This is a genomic window from Oceaniglobus sp. K40-3 (assembly GCF_055808395.1).
On sequence record NZ_CM147868.1, the window covers coordinates 2481561 to 2500806 of the forward strand.

The 19246-nt window shown below is 59.4% G+C and carries 13 protein-coding genes and 5 pseudogenes; 5 read left to right on the plus strand and 13 right to left on the minus strand.

Annotated features, from left to right (window positions below):
* Nucleotides 1–4: 4 nt before the first annotated feature.
* The gene (locus AC0L7P_RS12850; RefSeq protein WP_473433109.1) at nt 5–253 is read right to left on the minus strand and encodes a twin-arginine translocase TatA/TatE family subunit; all 249 of its coding nucleotides are present in this window, start codon (nt 251–253) and stop codon (nt 5–7) included.
* A 207-nt stretch (nt 254–460) separates the two neighbouring features.
* Here AC0L7P_RS12850 and AC0L7P_RS12855 point away from each other — a divergent pair, with 207 nt between their 5' ends.
* On the plus strand, nt 461–1141 hold the full coding sequence (locus tag AC0L7P_RS12855; RefSeq protein ID WP_473433110.1) for a helix-turn-helix transcriptional regulator: 681 nt from the start codon (nt 461–463) through the stop codon (nt 1139–1141).
* On the opposite strand, the gene AC0L7P_RS12860 is transcribed toward AC0L7P_RS12855, so the two are convergent.
* A complete protein-coding gene (locus AC0L7P_RS12860; protein ID WP_473433111.1) occupies nt 1142–2224 on the minus strand; it encodes an ABC transporter ATP-binding protein in 1083 nt (360 codons plus the stop codon).
* A 94-nt stretch (nt 2225–2318) separates the two neighbouring features.
* Entirely contained in the window at nt 2319–3107 is a 789-nt protein-coding gene (locus AC0L7P_RS12865) for an SDR family oxidoreductase (protein ID WP_473433112.1), read from the minus strand.
* A gap of 277 nt (nt 3108–3384) precedes the next feature.
* On the opposite strand from AC0L7P_RS12865, the gene AC0L7P_RS12870 reads away from it, so the two are divergent.
* The 4 genes and pseudogenes from AC0L7P_RS12870 to AC0L7P_RS12885 all read left to right on the plus strand — a co-directional run bounded on the left by AC0L7P_RS12870 (nt 3385) and on the right by AC0L7P_RS12885 (nt 8804).
* Nucleotides 3385–4422 carry a Hint domain-containing protein gene (locus AC0L7P_RS12870; RefSeq protein ID WP_473433113.1) on the plus strand — a complete coding sequence of 346 codons (1038 nt, stop codon included), beginning with the start codon at nt 3385–3387 and terminating at the stop codon, nt 4420–4422.
* 19 nt (nt 4423–4441) lie between these two features.
* Nucleotides 4442–6048 (plus strand): annotated as a pseudogene (locus AC0L7P_RS12875) (peptide chain release factor 3).
* Between the two features lie 182 nt (nt 6049–6230).
* A pseudogene (locus AC0L7P_RS12880) lies at nt 6231–7677 on the plus strand (DEAD/DEAH box helicase).
* 113 nt (nt 7678–7790) lie between these two features.
* A complete protein-coding gene (locus AC0L7P_RS12885; protein ID WP_473433114.1) occupies nt 7791–8804 on the plus strand; it encodes an acyltransferase family protein in 1014 nt (337 codons plus the stop codon).
* Nucleotides 8805–8853: 49 nt separating this feature from the next.
* On the opposite strand, the gene AC0L7P_RS12890 is transcribed toward AC0L7P_RS12885, so the two are convergent.
* The 10 genes and pseudogenes from AC0L7P_RS12890 to nuoI form a co-directional block, all read right to left on the minus strand.
* Nucleotides 8854–9279, minus strand: a complete 426-nt coding sequence (locus AC0L7P_RS12890; RefSeq protein WP_473433115.1) for an OsmC family protein — start codon at nt 9277–9279, stop codon at nt 8854–8856.
* A 72-nt stretch (nt 9280–9351) separates the two neighbouring features.
* Nucleotides 9352–11020: pseudogene (locus tag AC0L7P_RS12895) on the minus strand (ribonuclease J).
* Nucleotides 11017–11796 (minus strand): type III pantothenate kinase, encoded by a 780-nt coding sequence (locus AC0L7P_RS12900; protein ID WP_473433116.1) that lies wholly within the window; start codon nt 11794–11796, stop codon nt 11017–11019. The pseudogene AC0L7P_RS12895 and the gene AC0L7P_RS12900 overlap by 4 nt, the downstream one beginning before the upstream one ends.
* Nucleotides 11797–11810: 14 nt before the next feature.
* On the minus strand, nt 11811–12578 hold the full coding sequence (locus tag AC0L7P_RS12905; protein ID WP_473433117.1) for a biotin--[acetyl-CoA-carboxylase] ligase: 768 nt from the start codon (nt 12576–12578) through the stop codon (nt 11811–11813).
* A pseudogene (gene nuoN, locus AC0L7P_RS12910) lies at nt 12568–14008 on the minus strand (NADH-quinone oxidoreductase subunit NuoN). The gene AC0L7P_RS12905 and the pseudogene nuoN overlap by 11 nt, the downstream one beginning before the upstream one ends.
* A gap of 11 nt (nt 14009–14019) precedes the next feature.
* Nucleotides 14020–15562, minus strand: a pseudogene (locus AC0L7P_RS12915) (NADH-quinone oxidoreductase subunit M).
* Entirely contained in the window at nt 15562–17637 is a 2076-nt protein-coding gene (gene nuoL / locus AC0L7P_RS12920; protein ID WP_473433118.1) for an NADH-quinone oxidoreductase subunit L, read from the minus strand. The pseudogene AC0L7P_RS12915 and the gene nuoL overlap by 1 nt, the downstream one beginning before the upstream one ends.
* 4 nt (nt 17638–17641) lie before the next feature.
* Nucleotides 17642–17947: an NADH-quinone oxidoreductase subunit NuoK gene (gene nuoK / locus AC0L7P_RS12925; protein WP_473433119.1), complete on the minus strand. Its 306-nt coding sequence runs from the start codon at nt 17945–17947 to the stop codon at nt 17642–17644.
* A 139-nt stretch (nt 17948–18086) separates the two neighbouring features.
* Nucleotides 18087–18701: an NADH-quinone oxidoreductase subunit J gene (locus tag AC0L7P_RS12930; protein WP_473433120.1), complete on the minus strand. Its 615-nt coding sequence runs from the start codon at nt 18699–18701 to the stop codon at nt 18087–18089.
* A gap of 49 nt (nt 18702–18750) precedes the next feature.
* The gene (gene nuoI, locus AC0L7P_RS12935) at nt 18751–19245 is read right to left on the minus strand and encodes an NADH-quinone oxidoreductase subunit NuoI (protein WP_473433121.1); all 495 of its coding nucleotides are present in this window, start codon (nt 19243–19245) and stop codon (nt 18751–18753) included.
* Nucleotide 19246 lies beyond the last annotated feature (1 nt).

Genomic DNA, 19246 nt, shown 5'->3' on the forward strand with positions numbered 1-19246 from the left:
CTGATCAGACCTTGTCTTTGTTCAGGGGCGCGGCCTCGGCCTCGTCCCGCTTGGCGGGTTCGGCATCGACGACCTTGTCGTCGGCAGAATCGGCGTCTTCCAATTCCTTGGTGCCATCGCTGACACCCTTTTTGAAGGCGGTGATGCCCTTACCCACTTCGCCCATCAGCGAAGAAATCTTGCCCCGGCCGAACAGGACCAGAACGACGACGGCGATCAGAAGAAGGCCGGGCAGGCCGATATTGTTCAACATGGGGTATCTCCCTTTGTGCGGCCCGGTCGGGGCGGCAACTGACATGACGTCTCTTGTTAGGGCAGAGCGCGCGCAAGGAAAAGCGGGAACGCGGCGAAACCGGGGTGCGATGGCGGGGAAATGCCGGGTTTTGCGACACGGGATTGTCAACTGACAGGTTTTTGTCAGTAATGGGCGCCACCCTGCCCAGCAAAGTTGCGAATCACCATGCGCCGTACCGACCGCCTGTTCGAGTTGATCCAGATCCTGCGTGACGGGCGGCTGCACCGTGCCCAGGCCATGGCCGACACGCTGAATGTGTCCCTGCGCACGCTGTACCGGGATATGGAAACGCTGATGGCGTCGGGGGTGCCGGTGCAGGGCGAACGGGGCCTTGGGTATCAGATGACCGCGCCGATCACCCTGCCCCCGCTGAACCTGACCCTGACCGAGCTTGAAGCCCTGCATCTGGGCATGGCGGTGGTGGGCGAAGGGGCCGACCCGGAATTACAGCACGCGGCGCAGTCGCTCTCGGCCAAGATCGATGCGGTTCTGCCCGAAGACCGAAGCGCGCCGCCGCGCGGCTGGGGCTTTGCCATCTATCCCTTTGCCGATGCCGCCCATGGATTTGTGCATATGCCAAAACTGCGCGCCGCCATCCGGGCCCGGCAGAAACTGGCGATCGATTACACCGATCTGAATGGCACCGAGACACGCCGCACCATCCGCCCGCTGAAGCTTGAGTATTGGGGGCGGGTCTGGACGGTCACGGTGTGGTGCGAATTAAGTGCCGATTTTGAAGTGTTGCGCGTGGACCGGATCACCCGACTGGCGACGCTGCCGGAATTGTTTGTCGAAGAACAGGGCAAGACGTTGATTGATTATATCAACCGCCAGCGGCCCGTGTGATCACAAGTGCGGAAAGACAAAACACCGGTCACGCCGGATCATCAGCCACAGGGGCGTGCCGGGTTTGGGCAGAAACACCGATGGCACCGTCGCCGTCATGATCGAGCTGTCGAAATCAAGCTGGAATTCCACCAGGCTTTCCTTGCCGATGAACCGCGCCCGTTTGACCACGGCGCGGGCCGGTGTGCCATCACTGGCGGTGGGCAAAGGGCCGCGTCCGGCGCGATCAAAATCCATGCGCACATGTTGCGGACGGATGACAATATCAACCTCGGTGTCATCGGGCACACCCGGCGCCAGAAACTGGCCAAAGGCGGTTTCCGTAAGCGCGCCGCGCACTTTGCCCCGGATCACGTTGATATCGCTAAAGAATGCAGCGGCCTCCAGATCGGCGGGGGCGTTATATATGTTATAGGGCGCACCACGCTGCACCACCTTGCCTGCGCGCATCAGCGCGATTTCATCGGCCATGCGCATTGCCTCTTCCGGCTCGTGGGTGACCAGCAGAACGGCGGTGCCTTCCTCCTTGAGGATCGACAGGGTGTCGTCGCGGATGCCATCGCGCAGCCGGTTATCAAGGCCGGAAAACGGTTCATCCATCAGCATGATTTTCGGGCGGGGGGCCAGGGCGCGCACCAATGCGACACGCTGTTGTTCCCCCGAAAGCTCGTGCGGGAACACGTCAATATAGCGCTCCAGCGCGACTCGGCTCAGCAGTTCCTCGACCCGGCGACGTTTTTCCGCACGCCCCCCGCGCAGGCCAAACGCCACATTGTCGGCGACGGTCAGATGGGGAAACAGCGCGAAATCCTGAAACATCAACCCGATGGAACGCCCCTCGGGGGGAACACGGGTGATCGTGTCGCACATCAGCGCGCCATCGACCCAGATTTTACCGCTGTTCTGTTCATCAACCCCGGCGATGATCCGCAGGGTTGTGGATTTGCCACAGCCCGACGGCCCAAGCAGGCAAGTCACCTGCCCCGGCATCACATCAAGCGACACATCGTCCACCACTGGCCGCCCACCAAAGATGCGGGTGATGTTTTCGATGCGCAAACGGGGGGCGGACTGATTCACCAAGGCCTCGTGTCATACCCGAGCGATCTTGTCGGGCTTGGCCCCGCAGGTAGCAGCGCGCCCCGCGAGGTTCAACCCCGATGCCAAAATGCCGCCCCTACATTGTGGTTGCGACGGCCCCGCCATCCAGCAGGATGTTCTGCCCGACCATATATCCGGCGTATTGACTGCACATGAAGGCGCAGGTTTGCCCGAACTCATCCGCGGTGCCATAGCGGCGCGCGGGAATCCCCGCTGCGCGTTGCTCTGTCGCCGCTTCCATGGAGATATTCTGTGACTGACTCACGCCTTTATCAAGCGAAACCGCGCGATCCGTTGCATGAATACCCGGCTGCAAGTTGTTGATGTTCACGCCAAAAGGCGCAACCTGCCGCGATGTCCCCGCCACATATCCCGTCAGCCCCGCACGGGCCGAATTGGACAGCCCCAACACCGGATTGGGCGCCTTGACCGACATCGACGTGATGTTCACCACCCGGCCCCAGCCCTTATCCATCATCCCGGGAAGGCAGGCTTTCATCAGGGCAATGGGGGTCAGCATGTTGGCATCCAGCGCCTTGATGAAATCCTCGCGCTCCCAATCGCTCCACATGCCGGGGGGCGGGCCACCGGCGTTGGTGACCAGAATATCCGCGCCACCCTGCCCGGCCACGGCATCAAGGATTGCGGCACGCACGGCATCTTCGGTCACATCGCCAACCACCGTCGTGACCTCGACTCCAAATTCGGAACGAATACCCGCAGCCGCCGCCTCCAGCGCCTCACTGCCCCGCGCATTCATCACCAGATGAACGCCCGCCTCGGCCAGCGCCCGCGCACAGCCCAGCCCAAGCCCCTTGGACGACGCCGTAACAACGGCCCGTTTGCCCGAAATCCCCAGATCCATTGCATCTCTCCTTGGGTTTGATGTTTCAACCGATCTAACACCCCGCCAGTGCAGAGGAAAGTTGCCATTCACGGCGGGCCGGGGCCAAACATGCCAATTCCCGCAAACTGTCGACGAATTCGAAACAAAAGCGGTTAAAACGCAACGGAAAACAAACCCTTCGTTGACCTTCTGTTGGGGGGTTCTTAACGTTGCAACTGCTATGGCGGTGGGGTGTCGTCGGGCGTTTTGCAGAAAACGGCCAATGACAGCCGCAGACAAACATAGTGAGCTGCTGATGAACCACACGAACAACACCCTGGGCGAACCGGCACAAAGCCTGTCGGTTTTTCGCTCTGCCGGATTTTGCGCGATCGACGGGGCGAACCTGGGCGATCCGATCAGCCATGCCAGTGAACTCAACCTTGGCGATGTCTATATGCTGGCCCCCCGCGCGGCCCAGCATCGCCTTGCGCACAGCACCACGGCCACCCCCGGACAGATGGCCATCGTCACCGATACCGAATGTGGCCGGGTTGGCGCGGCGCTGCATCTCGACAGTCTTGCCACCTTCATGACCCCCGATGGCACCACCCTTGAGGCGCTGATTCTGGTGGAACTGAACGCCGATCATGCCACGATTGCCGAAATTTACCTGTTCCCGCTGGCCCGGATAAAACCCAAACTTGGCTATTCCCTTGTGGCGGTGGACCGTGCGGCCGCCTTGGCCCGCTTTGCCCAGACCGCCTGTGTGTCATTCACCCGTGGCACCCATATCACGCTGGCCTCGGGCCGTCAGACCCGGATCGAGGATCTGATGCCGGGCGATACCGTTCTGACCCGCGATCACGGGGCGCAAAAGGTGCGCTGGATCGGCCAGCAAACCCTGCGCGCCACGGGCGCCATGGCCCCGATCCGCATCGCCGCCGGCACCCTGAACAACGACAACGACCTGATCGTCAGCCCCAATCACCGGCTGTTCATCTATCAGCGGCAAGACCGGGTAAAGGCCGGTCAGGCCGAGGTGTTGGTCAAGGCAAAATATCTGGTCAACGACGATACGGTCACCCGAACCGACGGCGGATTTGTCGATTATTTCCAAATCCTGTTTGACCGCCATGAAATCATTTATGCCGAAGGTATCGCCGCCGAAAGCCTGATGGTCGATACCCGTGTCCGCCCCGCCCTGCCGCCCGAATTGCAGGATACCCTTGCCGGGGGGCCAGCACGCCGGGGGTTGAATTGCTGCGCCCGCGTCAGGGATCAGTCACCGTCGAACTGTTGCGCAGCGCCTCGGCACGATAACACGGCCAGCGCCGATTGCGCCGCCCCGTAAGCGGCGCTATATGCGCTGCATGTTGGATCGCGCCTCAAATTCACCCGCCCTGCCGCCGGAAATCGCCCGGCGCCGGACCTTTGCCATCATCAGCCACCCTGATGCCGGTAAAACCACGCTGACCGAAAAATTCCTGCTCTATGGCGGCGCCATTCAGATGGCTGGACAGGTCCGCGCCAAGGGTGAGGCGCGGCGCACGCGCAGCGATTTCATGCAGATGGAAAAAGACCGGGGCATTTCCGTTTCCGCCTCGGCCATGTCGTTTGATTTCAAGACCTTCCGCTTTAATCTGGTCGACACCCCCGGCCACTCGGATTTTTCCGAAGACACCTATCGCACCCTAACGGCGGTGGATGCCGCCGTGATGGTGATTGACGGCGCCAAGGGCGTGGAATCCCAGACGCAAAAACTGTTTGAGGTTTGTCGCTTGCGCGATCTGCCGATCCTGACTTTCTGTAACAAGATGGACAGGGAAAGCCGCGATACATTTGAAATCATTGACGAGATTCAGGAAAATCTGGCCATTGACGTGACACCCGCCTCGTGGCCCATCGGGCTGGGGCGTGATTTTCTGGGCTGTTACGACATGCTCCATGATCGGTTGGAGCTGATGGACCGCGCCGACCGGAACAAGGTTGCGGAATCGATTTCCATCAACGGGCTGGACGATCCGAAACTGGCCGAACACATTCCCGCCGATCTGTTGGAAAAGCTGCGCGAAGATGTTGAAATGGCCCGCGAATTGCTGCCCCCTTTGATCAGCAGGCCCTGCTGGACGGCACCCTGACCCCGATCTGGTTTGGCAGTGCGATCAACAGCTTTGGCGTCAAGGAATTGATGGACGGTATCGGAGAATTCGGCCCCGAACCCCAGCCCCAGCGCGCCACCCCCCGCCAGATTGCGCCGGACGAACCCAAAGTGACGGGATTCGTGTTCAAGGTGCAGGCCAACATGGATCCGAAACACCGCGATCGGGTGGCCTTTGTGCGCCTTGCGTCGGGGCATTTTCACCGGGGTATGAAACTGACCCATGTGCGCAGCAAGAAACCCATGGCGATCAGCAATCCGGTGCTGTTTCTCGCCTCGGACCGCGAATTGGCCGAGGAAGCGTGGGCCGGCGACATCATCGGCATCCCGAACCACGGCCAGTTGCGCATTGGCGATACCCTGACCGAAGGCGAAGCCCTGCGCGCCGTCGGCATCCCGTCTTTCGCGCCGGAACTTCTGCAAAACTGCCGCGCAGGCGATCCGTTGAAATCAAAACATCTGGACAAGGCCCTGTCGCAATTCGCCGAGGAGGGCGCGGCCAAGGTGTTCAAACCCATGTTGGGTGCGGGTTTCATCGTCGGCGTCGTCGGGCAGTTGCAGTTTGAGGTTCTGGCCAGCCGGATCGAGCTGGAATATGGCCTGCCGGTGCGGTTCGAACCGTCGCAATTCACCAGTGCGCGCTGGGTTTCCGGGCCGCAGGCCGCCGTCGACACCTTTGTGAACGCCAACAAGGGTCATATTTCCCACGACAGCGACGGCGACATCGTGTTCCTGACCCGCCTGCAATGGGATATTGACCGTATCGCACGCGATCATCCTGATGTTACCCTTACGGCAACCAAGGAAATGATGGTTTAAAGTCAACACAATCCGGCAAAACAATGCCGGATTGTTCACGTTCCCCCATGTCACGTTGACCCAGAGCCGCATTTCCAGTAGCCACATGCCCACGCGCGTGCCCCTTGGGCAAATTCGGCCATCCGGGCCGCCGCACATCTGACGCACGGGCCACAGATCGGTCCGTTAACCCACGGAACCGAATGACAAAATTCTCTGACTTGAACCTCGACCCCAAGATCATGAAGGCCATCGACGAGGCAGGATACGAGATCCCCCACGCCAATTCAGGTGGGCGCAATCCCCGCCGCCCTGCAAGGGCGCGATGTTCTGGGCATTGCGCAGACGGGCACAGGCAAGACCGCCGGCTTTACCCTGCCGCTGATTCAAATGCTTGCGCGCGGCCGCGCCAAGGCACGGATGCCGCGCAGCCTCGTGTTGTGCCCGACCCGCGAATTGGCCGCGCAGGTGGCTGAAAACTTTGATACCTATTCGAAATACGTCAAGCTGACCAAGGCGTTGCTGATTGGTGGCGTGTCGTTCAAGGAACAGGATATCCTGATCGACAAGGGCGTCGATGTTCTGATCGCCACGCCCGGCCGGCTTCTTGATCATCAGGAGCGCGGCAAGCTGATTCTCAACGACGTGAAAATCATGGTCGTGGACGAAGCGGACCGGATGCTCGACATGGGGTTCATTCCCGATATCGAACGGATTTTCGGCCTTGTGCCCTTTACCCGCCAAACCCTGTTCTTTTCCGCCACCATGGCGCCCGAAATCGAGCGGATCACCAATACATTTCTTTCCAACCCGGAAAAGGTGGAAGTGGCCCGTCAGGCCACCGCATCCGAAACCATCGAACAGGGCGTGGTCATGTTCCGCGCCTCGCGCAAGGACCGTCAGGCCAGCGAAAAGCGCGACGTATTGCGCGCCCTGATCGACGCCGAGGGCGACAAATGCACCAACGCGATCATTTTCTGCAATCGCAAGACGGATGTGGATATCGTGGCGAAATCTCTGGCCAAGCACGGCTATGATGCCGCGCCGATCCACGGCGATCTGGACCAGTCGCAACGCACCCGCACCCTGGAAGGGTTCCGCGAAGGCAAACTGCGGTTTCTCGTTGCGTCCGATGTGGCCGCACGGGGGCTGGATGTACCCGCGGTCAGCCATGTGTTCAACTTCGATGTGCCCTCCCACGCCGAGGATTACGTCCACCGCATCGGGCGCACGGGCCGCGCCGGGCGCGATGGCAAGGCAATGATGATCTGCGTGCCGAGCGACGAAAAGAACCTCGAAGATATTGAACGGCTGCTGTCCAAAGAGGTGCCGCGTTTGGAGAACCCGCTGGCCAAACCCGCGCCGGAAGAATCACACGACGACGCGCCCAAGCCCGCAAAGCGCACGCGCAGCCGGTCGCGCAAGGCCCCGGTTTCCAAAGAAGAACCCGCCGTCGTGCAAGAGGCCGAAGCGCCGCAAGCGCAGCCCGCACCGCAACCCGAAGAACCCCCGAAAGAACAGCAGCGCAGCCGTGGCCGCGGCGGGCGCAATCGTGGTGGCGAGCGGCAGGATAACGCGCAGGTCGTCGGCATGGGCGATCATCTGCCCAGCTTTATCGCCATGAGTTTTGAGGAACGGCGCGCTGGCTGACCCGAGATCATGGAACGGAACGAAAATCAGACCTGCCGCCAACAGCGCGGCAGGTCTTTTTGTTCAGGGGCATCTATACCGTTCGTTTATGGTTTTTCTGCTATGACAGCCCCATGAGAAAATCCCGGATCGACAGTATTCAGCTTTTGCGCGGTCTGGCGGCAACCCTGGTTGCCGCGTTCCATCTCTGGGCTGCCGCCGATGCCCAGGGGTTTGCCACCGGCGCGTTCAGCCTGTTCAAACATGGTGAAGCGGGCGTTGATATCTTTTTCGTCATCAGCGGATTTATCATCTATTACAGCGTCCAGGGCCGCGTGGGGATGAACGCGCTGCGGTTTTTACGGGCGCGGTTCTGGCGGATCCTGCCGCCCTATTGGGCCATCCTTACCCTTTATGTGCTGGCCGCTGTTGCCTTGGGTCTGGCGCAGGGTGAATTTATTTTTCCGTCCACGTCGCGCCTGATCGTGTCCTATTTCCTTCTGCCCTATCCAGATCAGGTCATCACGATTGCCTGGACCTTATCCATTGAACTGCTGTTTTATTGGCTGTTTGCGCTGACCTATTTCAGGTTCGGCGCACGGGTGTTTTTTGCCGCCATGGCGCTCTGGGTGATTGCCACGCAGATTTTCCTTTATGGGGTCAGTGAAAAACCGACATGGCTGTTACTGGCGCTGCATTCCGCCGTGTTGGAATTCCTGTTCGGCGCAATAATCGCCGTGGTGTTCCTGCGCGGCGCGGCGCGGTTGCAGATCCCGGTTCTGATTGGTGGAACGCTTTTGATGCTGGCGCATCTGGGTGATATGCTCAACCTGCCTGTATCGCGCGAGATCATGCCGGGTATTCCGGCGGCGATGATCGTCTATGGGGTGCTGGGGCTAACCAAACCCTTGCCTGACAGCGTTATCTTGTGGGGGGAATCGTCGTATATTCTTTATCTCGCCCATATTCTGATCTATTCCGTTGTCGGAAATCTGGTGCGCATCGCCTTTGGCTTTAACGTCTATTCCAGCGCGCTTGTCATGGCCGTCATGTTGGGGCTTGCGATTGCGCTGTCGGCGTTGGCGACGAAATACGCCGAACATCCCTATCAAAACTGGTACAAAAAGCGGCTGCAGCGCCGGGTATGATGGCAGGTGCCGCCCCTCTTGGGCCGCACCTGCGGGCGATCAGGCAACGTCAGACTTGCTTGGCATCCATGGTGATCTCGGCATTCATCAGCTTTGACACCGGGCACCCTTCCTTAGCGGCGTTTGTGACCTCTTTAAACTTGGCCGCATCGGCGCCGGGAATGCTCGCCGTGACATCGAGATGAATCTTGGTGATGGCAAAACCGCCATCCACCTCTTCGATGGCGACGGTCGCTTTGGTGGCGATTTCATCGGCCTTCAGATCATGATGGCCCAGAATCAGACTCAGCGCCATAGAGTAACATGCCGCATGTGCCGCCCCGATCAGCTCTTCCGGGTTGGTGCCCTTTTCACCCTCAAAACGGGTGTTGAAGCCATAGGGTTGATCGTCAAGTACGCCGGATTGCGTCGAGACATGGCCTTTGCCATCCTTCAACCCGCCTGACCATTTTGCAGAGCCACTTTTCTTGATCATGTCATTGTCCTCTTGGTTATTCTCTATGGATAACGTGCGCGGGCCACGATGGTTGCGTGGCCCGTGAAATTTTCAGCTAAGCCGCGACACCACCACCGTCACTTCGGGTTTGCGCCCGATTTCGGTGTTCGCGGCGTTGCGTGTGGCCCGGCGCAGGGCCTCGTCAAGTTTGGCATCATCCATCAGAATCTTGTCAGCGGTCCGGCCCAGAACCTGGGCCAGCTCGGCCTCAAGCACATCGACCAGCGGCACGCCGGAGCTGCCCGTTTCGGGCAGGCCCATGATCTCAACCCAGGGATCGCCCAAGGGATCGTCATTTTCATCCATGATCAGCGTCACGATGGCATGACCGTTCAGCGCCATGCGAGATCCGGTCACGTACGACACCATCCATGGCACCGATCTGAACCGAGCCATCCAGATAGGTGCGCCCGGTTTCCACGTATTCCACCACCTTGGGTTCATTGCCCGACAGGGAAACACAGGTGCCGTTGGGCGCCAGAACCGACATGCGGCCCTGTTGCCCGGTCAGTTTGCAATGTTCGCGCAAATGCCGGTGTTCGCCGTGCATCGGCACCACGATCTGCGGCTTTACAAGGTTCTGCATCTCCAACAGATCGGGGCGGTTGGCGTGGCCAGAAACGTGGTACATGCCATCGTTATCGTCCACCACATCGACGCCCATTTCGGAATAGGCATTGATGATCCGATAAACGCCCCGTTCATTGCCCGGAATGATTTTCGAGGACATCAAAAACGTGTCACCCTCGGCCATGGTCATGCCCAGATATTTGCCCCGGGCCAGTTGCGCGCTGGCAGCACGCCGTTCGCCCTGCGATCCCGTGACGATCAGCATCAGGCTTTCCCGCGGGACTTCGCGCGCATCCTCGACGCTGACGGTGGCGGGGAAATCCGACAGAACGCCCGCTTCGACCGACGCGCGGATCATCCGCTGCATCGCCCGCCCCAAAAGGCACACCGACCGCCCCGCCTTTTCGCCGGCCACGGCAAGCGTGCGCACCCGGGCCACGTTGCTGGCAAATGTGGTGGCAACAACCATGCCGGATTGTTCGGCGATCAGTTTGGTGATGTTATCGCCCAACGACGCCTCGGAACGGCCCGGTTTGCCGGAAAACACGTTGGTGGAATCGCAGATCAGCGCCTTGACCCCATCCTTGGCCACATCGGCCCAGAGGTCGGGGTCATAGGCCTCGCCAACCAGCGGCGTCTTGTCGAGCTTGAAATCGCCCGTGTGAATCACCCGGCCTTCGGGGGTGTCGATCACCAAGGCACTGCTTTCGGGGATGGAATGCGAGATCGGGAGAAACCCAACGCGAAACGGCCCCGCCTGCACCATTTCGGGCCAGGCCGAGACAATTTTGACCTCGTCGGGGTTCTGCCCCTGTTCTTCCATCTTGCGCTTTGCGTGCGACGCGGTGAACGTGCGGCAATACACCGGCGCCCGCAGCCGCGACCACAGATGGCCGACAGCGCCCACGTGATCTTCGTGGGCGTGGGTGATGAAAATCGCATCCAGCCGGTCACGCCGTTCCGCGATCCAGGCGATATCGGCAAAAATCAGATCCACGCCGGGGCTGCCATCCATATCCGGGAATGTAACGCCCAGATCGACAATGATGTAACGCTCGGCGCCCTCGGGGCCATAGCCGTAAACGTAACAGTTCATACCAATTTCCCCGGCGCCGCCGAGGGGAAGGTAAATCAATCGTTCAGTATTCATACGCTTTTGTTTTCCTTGTTATAGCGATGGATCACGGTCAAACCGTGCATTGTAAGGTTATCCGAGAAATCATCGAATAATGCTTCGGACTGCTGGAATAACGGCGCCAGCCCGCCGGTTGATATGATTTTCATCGGGCGGTCCCGTTCGGCCTTGATGCGGGTGCAGACTTCGCGCACCAGCCCGATATAGCCCCAGAACACGCCAGACTGCATGCAGGCCACCGTATTGGTGCCCACCACGGATTGCGGTTTGGAAATATCCACATGGGGCAGCGCCGCCGCCGCATTGTGCAGCGCCTCAAGGCTGAGGTTCACCCCCGGCGCGATCACGCCGCCAACATAGGCGCCATCACCAGCCACCACATCAAACGTGGTCGCCGTGCCGAAATCGACGACGATCAGGTCGCCACCATAAAGATCATGCCCCGCCACCGTGTTCACCAACCGGTCCGGCCCCACAGCGGTGCCCTGATCGACGCGCACCTCAATGGGCAGCAGGCAGTCGGGTTTGCCCACCACAAGGGGGCGACAGCTGAAATACCGATCAGACAGAACGCGCAGGTTGAACACCACGCGCGGCACCGTGGACGAAACGATCACCTCGGTGATGGCCACGTCCAGCTTGTGCAGGCTCATCAGGGTGGACAGCCAGACATAATATTGATCCGCCGTGCGCTGCCATTCCGTCGCCGTCCGCCAGGTGGCGATGAATTTTTCGCCGTCCCATATGGAAAACACGGTGTTGGTATTGCCGCAATCAATGGCCAAAAGCATGGGCGAAACCCCTTTCAGAAAAAGACATCGGCAGCGGGAATGATCCGGCGCCCTGCCGGGGTATCCAGAACCAACTGCCCTGCCTCGTCGATGGTTTCAAAGCGGCCGCTGATTTCTTCGGTCGTGGTGCGGGCGGTGATGGTTTCGCCCAACCGTGCGGCATGACGAAGCCAGTTTTCGCGAATCGAGGCAAACCCCATCTGTTCAAGGATCGCTTCTTCGGTGGCATAACATCCGGCGAGATCGTTCAGAAATGCCTCGGGCGTTACACTGGCGCCACCCTGTTCGGCCAGACTGACCGGCGAAAACCCCGCATCGCGCACGACGGGCGCCGTGGCAAGGTTGACGCCAATCCCGATGGACAACCATTCAACCTGCCCGCCGCTTCCGGCACTTTCCAGAAGGATGCCCGCGATCTTGCCGTTGTCCAGCAACACGTCGTTGGGCCATTTGTTGGCCAGACGCGTGCGATCGACATAAAGTGCCAGTGTTTCAAACAGGGCGTTGGCCGCCAGAAACGACCGAAGCGCGGCCCATCCGGCCACGCCTCCGGGACGCATCGCCAATGTCGCGGCAAAATTACCGGGCGGCATGCTCCACGTTCGGCCCCGCCGTCCCCGCGCCCCGGTCTGGCGATGTGCCATGATCCAGGTGGGCCGTGCCAGCTCCGGGGCCATGCGCGCGGCCTCGGCGTTGGTGCTGTCTACCTCGTCGAGAATGATCCGGTCATACCCATCAGGCCAGGGGGATGGCCCCGTTGGCCCCGTGGGATCAGTTGACAAGAGTTGCCGCCGCCGCGGCCGCTGCGCTGTCGATGCCAAAAAGATTGATCACACCAAGAACCATCGCCAGCGCCGACACCATGAGAAAACCCCACAGAACAGGCGAACCGCCCTGATCCAACCCATCACCGTCTTTTCCGAAATACATCAGAAACACGATCCGAAGGTAATAAAAGGCGCCAATCGCCGAGGCCACAGCCGATATTGCCACCAACCAGAACAGGTTGGCATCAACACCCGCCTGCCAGACGTTCAGCTTGGCGAAAAAGCCCAGCATCGGCGGCACGCCCGCAAGGCTGAACATCAGCACCAGCACCGCGAGCGCGCGCAGCGGCTCGCGTTTGGCATATTGGTTCAGGGCGTAAATATCGGTGACCGGCTGGCCGTCTTTCTCCATGGTCATGATAAAGGCAAAGGTGCCGACGTTCATCGTCACATAGATCGCCATATAGACCAGCATGGACTGCACGCCCAACGCCGTGCCCGCCGCCAACCCGATCAATGCATAGCCCATGTGCGAAATCGACGAATAGGCCATCAGCCGCTTGAAGTTGGTCTGCCCGATGGCCCCGACGGCCCCAAGCAACATCGACAGTATCGACAGAACCACGATGATCTGTTGCCAGTCCCCGACAACACCGCCAAACGCATCGTGCATCACCCGCGCAAACAGCACGATAGCCGCCACTTTGGGCGCGGTGGCAAAATAAGCGGTAACCGGGGTGGGCGACCCCTCGTAAACATCGGGTGTCCACATGTGAAACGGAACAGCAGATACCTTGAACGCCAGACCGGCAATGATGAAGACCAGACCGAACAACAGCCCCAGCGGTGCATGTTCGGTACCGACGGCGGTAATGATCCCGGAAAACAGCGTGGTCCCGGCAAAGCCATAGGTCAGCGAACAGCCATAGAGCAGAAGACCGGAACTGAGCGCGCCGAGCACGAAATATTTCAGGCCCGCCTCGGTGGATTTCACACTGTCGCGGCGCAGCGAGGCAACAACGTAAAGCGCAAGCGACTGAAGCTCCAACCCCATGTAGAGGGTGATCAGATCACCGGCGCTGACCATGACCATCATGCCGATAACCGACAGACAGATCAGAATCGGAAATTCAAACCGCAGCAAATTGCGTCGGGCCATATAGCCCTCGCTCATCAACAGGACAGAGGCCGCGGAGAACAGGATCATCACCTTGGCAAAGCGGGCAAATCCATCGTTGGTGAAACTTCCCTTGAACGCCGGCGCGGTGCTTGCCGACCCGGAGGCGACAATAAACGCCAACAGCACCATCATCGCGACCGTCAGCCACAATATGGGCCGGGCGAGCCGCATCCTTGCCGAAATAAGCCCCGCCCAAAAGCGCAAGCATGGCAAATACGGCAAGCGCCAGTTCGGGCAAAACCTGAAAGATATCGTTTGCAATCATCTCTTGTGATCCTAGTTCTGCGCGATCTGGCTTTGGGCGGCATGTTCGACAACCGCCGTGTCATAGCTGCCCAGAAGCGCCGCAACCGAAGGGCCGGTGATATCGGTGACAAGGCTGGGGTACACCCCGAGCAGGATGGTCATGACGACCAGTGGCGCAAAGATTATCCAGCTCGCGGCGCGTCATGTCGGTAATGGATTTCAGGGATTCCTTGATCAGATCGCCAAGGACGACCCGGCGATAGAGCCACAGCCCATAGGCCGCCGACACGATCACCCCCGACGTGGCCACAAAGGCAACCCAGGTGTTCACCTGGAACAACCCCATAAGCGTCAGGAATTCGCCAACGAAACCGCTGGTGCCGGGCAGGCCGATATTGGCCATGGTGAAAAACAGGAAAATCATCGCATAGGCGGGCATCCGGTTTACCAGACCGCCATAGGCGTCGATCTCGCGGGTGTGCATCCGATCATAGATCACGCCGACACAGAGGAACAGCGCCCCCGACACAAAGCCGTGACTGATCATCTGAAAGATCGCGCCGTCCAGCCCCTGTTGATTGGCACTGAAAACCCCCGCCGTGACATACCCCATATGCGCGACCGAGGAATAGGCGATCAGTTTTTTCATGTCCGACTGCGCAAAGGCAACGAGCGACGTATAGACAATGGCGATCGCACTGAGCCACAGCACCAGCGGGCCCCATATCTCGGAGGCGACGGGAAACATCGGCAGACTGAACCGCAAAAAGCCGTAACCGCCCATTTTCAGCAGGATCGCAGCCAGAACCACAGACCCGGCGGTGGGCGCCTGAACGTGGGCATCGGGCAGCCAGGTATGAACCGGCCACATGGGCATTTTCACCGCAAACGACGCGAAAAAGGCGAACCACATCAGCGTTTGCATCCCGCCAACAATATGGACGCCCAGCACGCTGAAATCATCAGAGGCGAAATTATGGGTCAGCAGCGTCGGAATATCAGAGGTGCCGGCGGACACATACATCGCCACAATCGCCACCAGCATCAGGACCGAGCCAAAGAAGGTGTAGAGAAAGAATTTGAACGACGCATAAACACGGTTCGCCCCGCCCCAGATCCCGATGATCAGAAACATCGGGATCAGGCCGCCCTCGAAGAACAGATAGAACAATATCATATCCAGCGCACAGAAGACGCCAAGCATCAGCGTTTCCAGCAACAGAAAGGCGATCATATATTCCTTGACCCGGACCTTGACATCCCAGCAGGCCAGAATGGTGAGAGGCATCAGGAACGTGGTGAGCATGACGAACAACACCGAAATGCCGTCCACGCCCATTTTATATTTCAGGCCGAGCAGCCAATCCCGGTCTTCGACGAACTGAAAACCGGTATCGGAAGGATCGAACCCGGTAAGGATGAAGATCGACAGCAGGAACGACGCCGATGTGGCAATCAGCGCCAGATATTTCGCGTTGCGCTGCGCCGCCTCATCATCGCCGCGCAGGAACAGCGCAAGGATCAGCGCACCAAGGGCCGGCAGAAAGGTGACGATGGAAAGAAGGTTGTCCATTATTCGGCCCCTCCGCCGAGCGTCATCCAGGTGACGAACAATGCAATGCCCAGCACCATGGCGAAGGCGTAGTGAAACAGATAGCCCGATTGGGCACGGCCCGCGAGCCTGGTGAAAAACGGGATGATCCCCATGGCCAGACCGTTGATCCCGCCATCAATCACGGTGCCGTCGCCCCGCGTCCACAGGAACCGGGCCAGGGCCTTGTAGGGACGGATGATGATCGCGTCATAGATTTCATCAAAGTACCATTTGTTCAGCAGGAAGCGGTAAAGCTGTGGCTGCGTTTCTGCCAGACGTGTCGGCAGGCTGGGGTTTTTGATGTAAAAGAGCCATGCCAAGGCAAAGCCGATCACCATGGCGATGAAGGGGCTGACCTTGACCCAGGCGGGGGAATTATGCGCCTCTTCCAGGACGTGGTTGTCGGCGCCCATGTATATGGCCCCCTGCCCGGGCGCGGCGGCGGCGGCGGCGTGCTCATCGGTTGCTTGCGCGCCCTCTTCGCCGTGTGCCCCGGCGGTCGTAGCGTGCACCTCGCCCTGGCTGATGCCAAAGAAGCTTTCCATTTTGGCGTGATCGCCAAAGAACGGGTTGTACCACAGCATCCCCGAAAGAATCGCCCCGAGCGCCAGTACACCAAGCGGCACCAACATTGTGTTCGGGCTTTCGTGGGCATGGTCGTGGGTGTGCTTTTCACCGCGGGCCTTGCCATAGAACGTCATGAATATCAGGCGCCAGCTATAGAAACTGGTGAACAGGGCCGCGATGACGAGCATCCAGAAAGCATAAGTGCTGGCCCCGCCGACCGCACCCCATGAGGATTCGATCACCGCGTCCTTGGACAGGAAGCCGGCAAATCCGATATGGGTCAATGGAATCCCGAAACCGGTGATCGCCAGCGTACCGATCATCATCGCCCAGAACGTAAAGGGCAGTTTCTTACGCAACCCGCCGTAATTTCGCATGTCCTGTTCGTGGTGCATGCCGTTGATCACAGACCCGGCCCCAAGGAACAGCATCGCCTTGAAAAACGCATGGGTGAGCAGGTGGAACATGGCCACCGAGTAAACGCCCACCCCGGCGGCGACGAACATATAACCAAGCTGCGAACAGGTGGAATAGGCGATCACACGTTTGATGTCGTTCTGCACCAAAGCGACCGTGGCCGCAAAAAACGCGGTACTGGCCCCGATCAGGGTGATGAATGTTTTCGTATGGGGCGCAAATTCCATCAGCGGCGACATGCGGCAGACAAGGAACACGCCTGCCGTCACCATGGTGGCCGCGTGGATCAGCGCCGACACGGGGGTCGGGCCTTCCATGGCGTCGGGCAGCCAGGTGTGCAGGAACAATTGCGCCGATTTGCCCATGGCGCCGATGAACAACAGCAGGCAGATCACCTCAACCGCCGTCCAATCGGCCCAAAGGAAATGCAGCTTGGTGTCCGCCAGGTGCGGTGCGGCGGCAAAGACATCGGTAAAGTTGATGGAATCCACGAGGAAGAAGATCGCGAAAATCCCGAGGGCAAAGCCGAAATCGCCCACCCGGTTGACGACGAATGCCTTGATCGCGGCGGCGTTCGCGCTTGGCTTGCGGTAATAGAACCCGATCAACAGGTACGAGGCGACGCCCACGCCCTCCCAGCCGAAAAACATCTGCACGAGGTTGTCGGCCGTCACCAGCATCAGCATGGCAAAGGTAAAGAACGACAGATAGGCAAAGAACCGGGGGCGATAGGATTCATCGTCGCGGAAGTTCGCGTCATGCGCCATGTAACCGAAGGAATAGAGGTGAACCAGGCTCGATACCGTGGTGACGACGATCAGCATGATCGCGGTCAGACGGTCAAGGCGGATCGCCCATTCCGTGGCCAGCGAGCCGCTTTCGATCCAGCGCATGATCGGAATCTGCTGTGTCACCCCGTCAAACGAAAAGAACACGATCCACGACAGGAACGCGGCCAGAAACAACAGGCCCGTGGCCGTCCATTGTGCGGGCTTTTCACCGATGAACTTCCAGCCAAAGCCGCAGATCAGCGCGCCCACCAGCGGGGCAAAGAGAATGATCGTTTCCAACGGTTCAGCCTTTCATCACGTTGACGTCTTCAACGTCGATGGTTCCGCGATTGCGGAAGAAACACACGAGGATCGCCAGCCCGATTGCCGCTTCGGCGGCGGCAACCGTAAGAACGAAGAGCGTGAACACCTGTCCGACCAGATCGCCCAGAAAGGACGAAAAGGCGACAAAGTTGATGTTCACCGCGAGCAGGATCAATTCGATGCTCATCAAAATGATGATCACGTTCTTGCGGTTCAGGAACAGCCCGAAGATGCCAATCACGAACAGCGCGGCGGCAACGGTGAGGTAATGTTCGATTCCGATCATTGGGTGGTTCCCCGAGTCAGGTCAGTCTTGCGGGCCGTCAGCCCATGAACGAATAGCCGCCGAACAGGATGATCAGCACGACCACCAGAACCACGATAGTATTGCGCGACATCGCTTTCTCCTTCGGCTTGGGCAGGCATCACAACCCCTGCCCCGGCTTCACATCCTTGATTTCCATTGCCACCGCCGGATCGCGCATCATCTGGGCGATGACGTTCTGGCGTTTCACGTCAGGGCGATGGCGCAGGGTCAGCACGATCGCGCCGATCATGGCCACCAACAGGATCAGGCCGGCAAGCTGGAATTGCAGCAGGTAATCGTCATAGATCAACTGCCCCAGGATGGCGGTGTTTTCGGTATTGCCGTAATCGGCCACCACAGCCGCGCGCAGGCTGTCAGCCTGATCGCTGGCCTGCCAGACGCCAAAGGCCATGCCCAGCTGCATCAGAATCACGACGCCGATCAGCAGGGCCAACGGCATGTATTTGGTCATTTCTGCCTTCAGCTCGGCAAAGTCAACATCCAGCATCATGACGACAAAGAGGAACAGAACCGCCACCGCGCCCACATAGACGATAATCAGCAGCATGGCGACAAATTCGGCCCCCAGCAGCACAAACAACCCCGCCGACGACAGGAACGCCAAAATCAGCCAGAGCACCGAATGCACCGGGTTGCGGCTGATCACGGTGAACAGCCCCGCTATGATCAGCGTGATCGAGAAAAGATAGAATGCGAAAGCCGCAACACCCATCGTTCAGTTCCCTTTTTCCGTCGGCCTCTGGCGGACCGTGTGCAATGCGTTACCGGTACGGCGCGTCGATTTCGAGGTTGCGCGCAATCTCGGCTTCCCAACGCTCTCCGTTGTCCAGCAGCTTGGTCTTGTCATAGTAAAGCTCTTCGCGTGTTTCGGCCGAAAATTCAAAGTTCGGCCCTTCGACGATGGCATCCACCGGGCAGGCCTCCTGGCAGAACCCGCAATAGATGCATTTCGTCATGTCGATGTCATAGCGCGTGGTGCGGCGGCTGCCGTCATCGCGCGGCTCGGCGTCGATGGTGATCGCCTGTGCGGGGCAGATCGCCTCGCATAATTTACAGGCGATGCAGCGTTCTTCGCCGTTCGGATAGCGGCGCAGCGCGTGTTCCCCGCGAAACCGCGGCGACAGAGGGCCTTTTTCATGGGGGTAATTGATCGTCGCCTTGGGGGCGAAGAAATATTTGAACCCCAGCTTGAACCCGATGAAGATGTCAAACAGCAGGAAATAACGGCCTGCGCGGGCATAGTCTATATTTGCCATG

Coding starts and splice junctions, on each gene's coding strand:
- nuoK (WP_473433119.1), bottom strand. CDS start 17,947: ATGATCGGAATCGAACATTACCTCACCGTTGCCGCCGCGCTGTTCGTG.
- AC0L7P_RS12870 (WP_473433113.1), top strand. CDS start 3,385: ATGAACCACACGAACAACACCCTGGGCGAACCGGCACAAAGCCTGTCG.
- nuoI (WP_473433121.1), bottom strand. CDS start 19,245: ATGGCAAATATAGACTATGCCCGCGCAGGCCGTTATTTCCTGCTGTTT.
- AC0L7P_RS12865 (WP_473433112.1), bottom strand. CDS start 3,107: ATGGATCTGGGGATTTCGGGCAAACGGGCCGTTGTTACGGCGTCGTCC.
- AC0L7P_RS12890 (WP_473433115.1), bottom strand. CDS start 9,279: ATGATCAAGAAAAGTGGCTCTGCAAAATGGTCAGGCGGGTTGAAGGAT.
- AC0L7P_RS12885 (WP_473433114.1), top strand. CDS start 7,791: ATGAGAAAATCCCGGATCGACAGTATTCAGCTTTTGCGCGGTCTGGCG.
- AC0L7P_RS12855 (WP_473433110.1), top strand. CDS start 461: ATGCGCCGTACCGACCGCCTGTTCGAGTTGATCCAGATCCTGCGTGAC.
- AC0L7P_RS12930 (WP_473433120.1), bottom strand. CDS start 18,701: ATGGGTGTTGCGGCTTTCGCATTCTATCTTTTCTCGATCACGCTGATC.
- AC0L7P_RS12850 (WP_473433109.1), bottom strand. CDS start 253: ATGTTGAACAATATCGGCCTGCCCGGCCTTCTTCTGATCGCCGTCGTC.
- AC0L7P_RS12900 (WP_473433116.1), bottom strand. CDS start 11,796: ATGCTTTTGGCCATTGATTGCGGCAATACCAACACCGTGTTTTCCATA.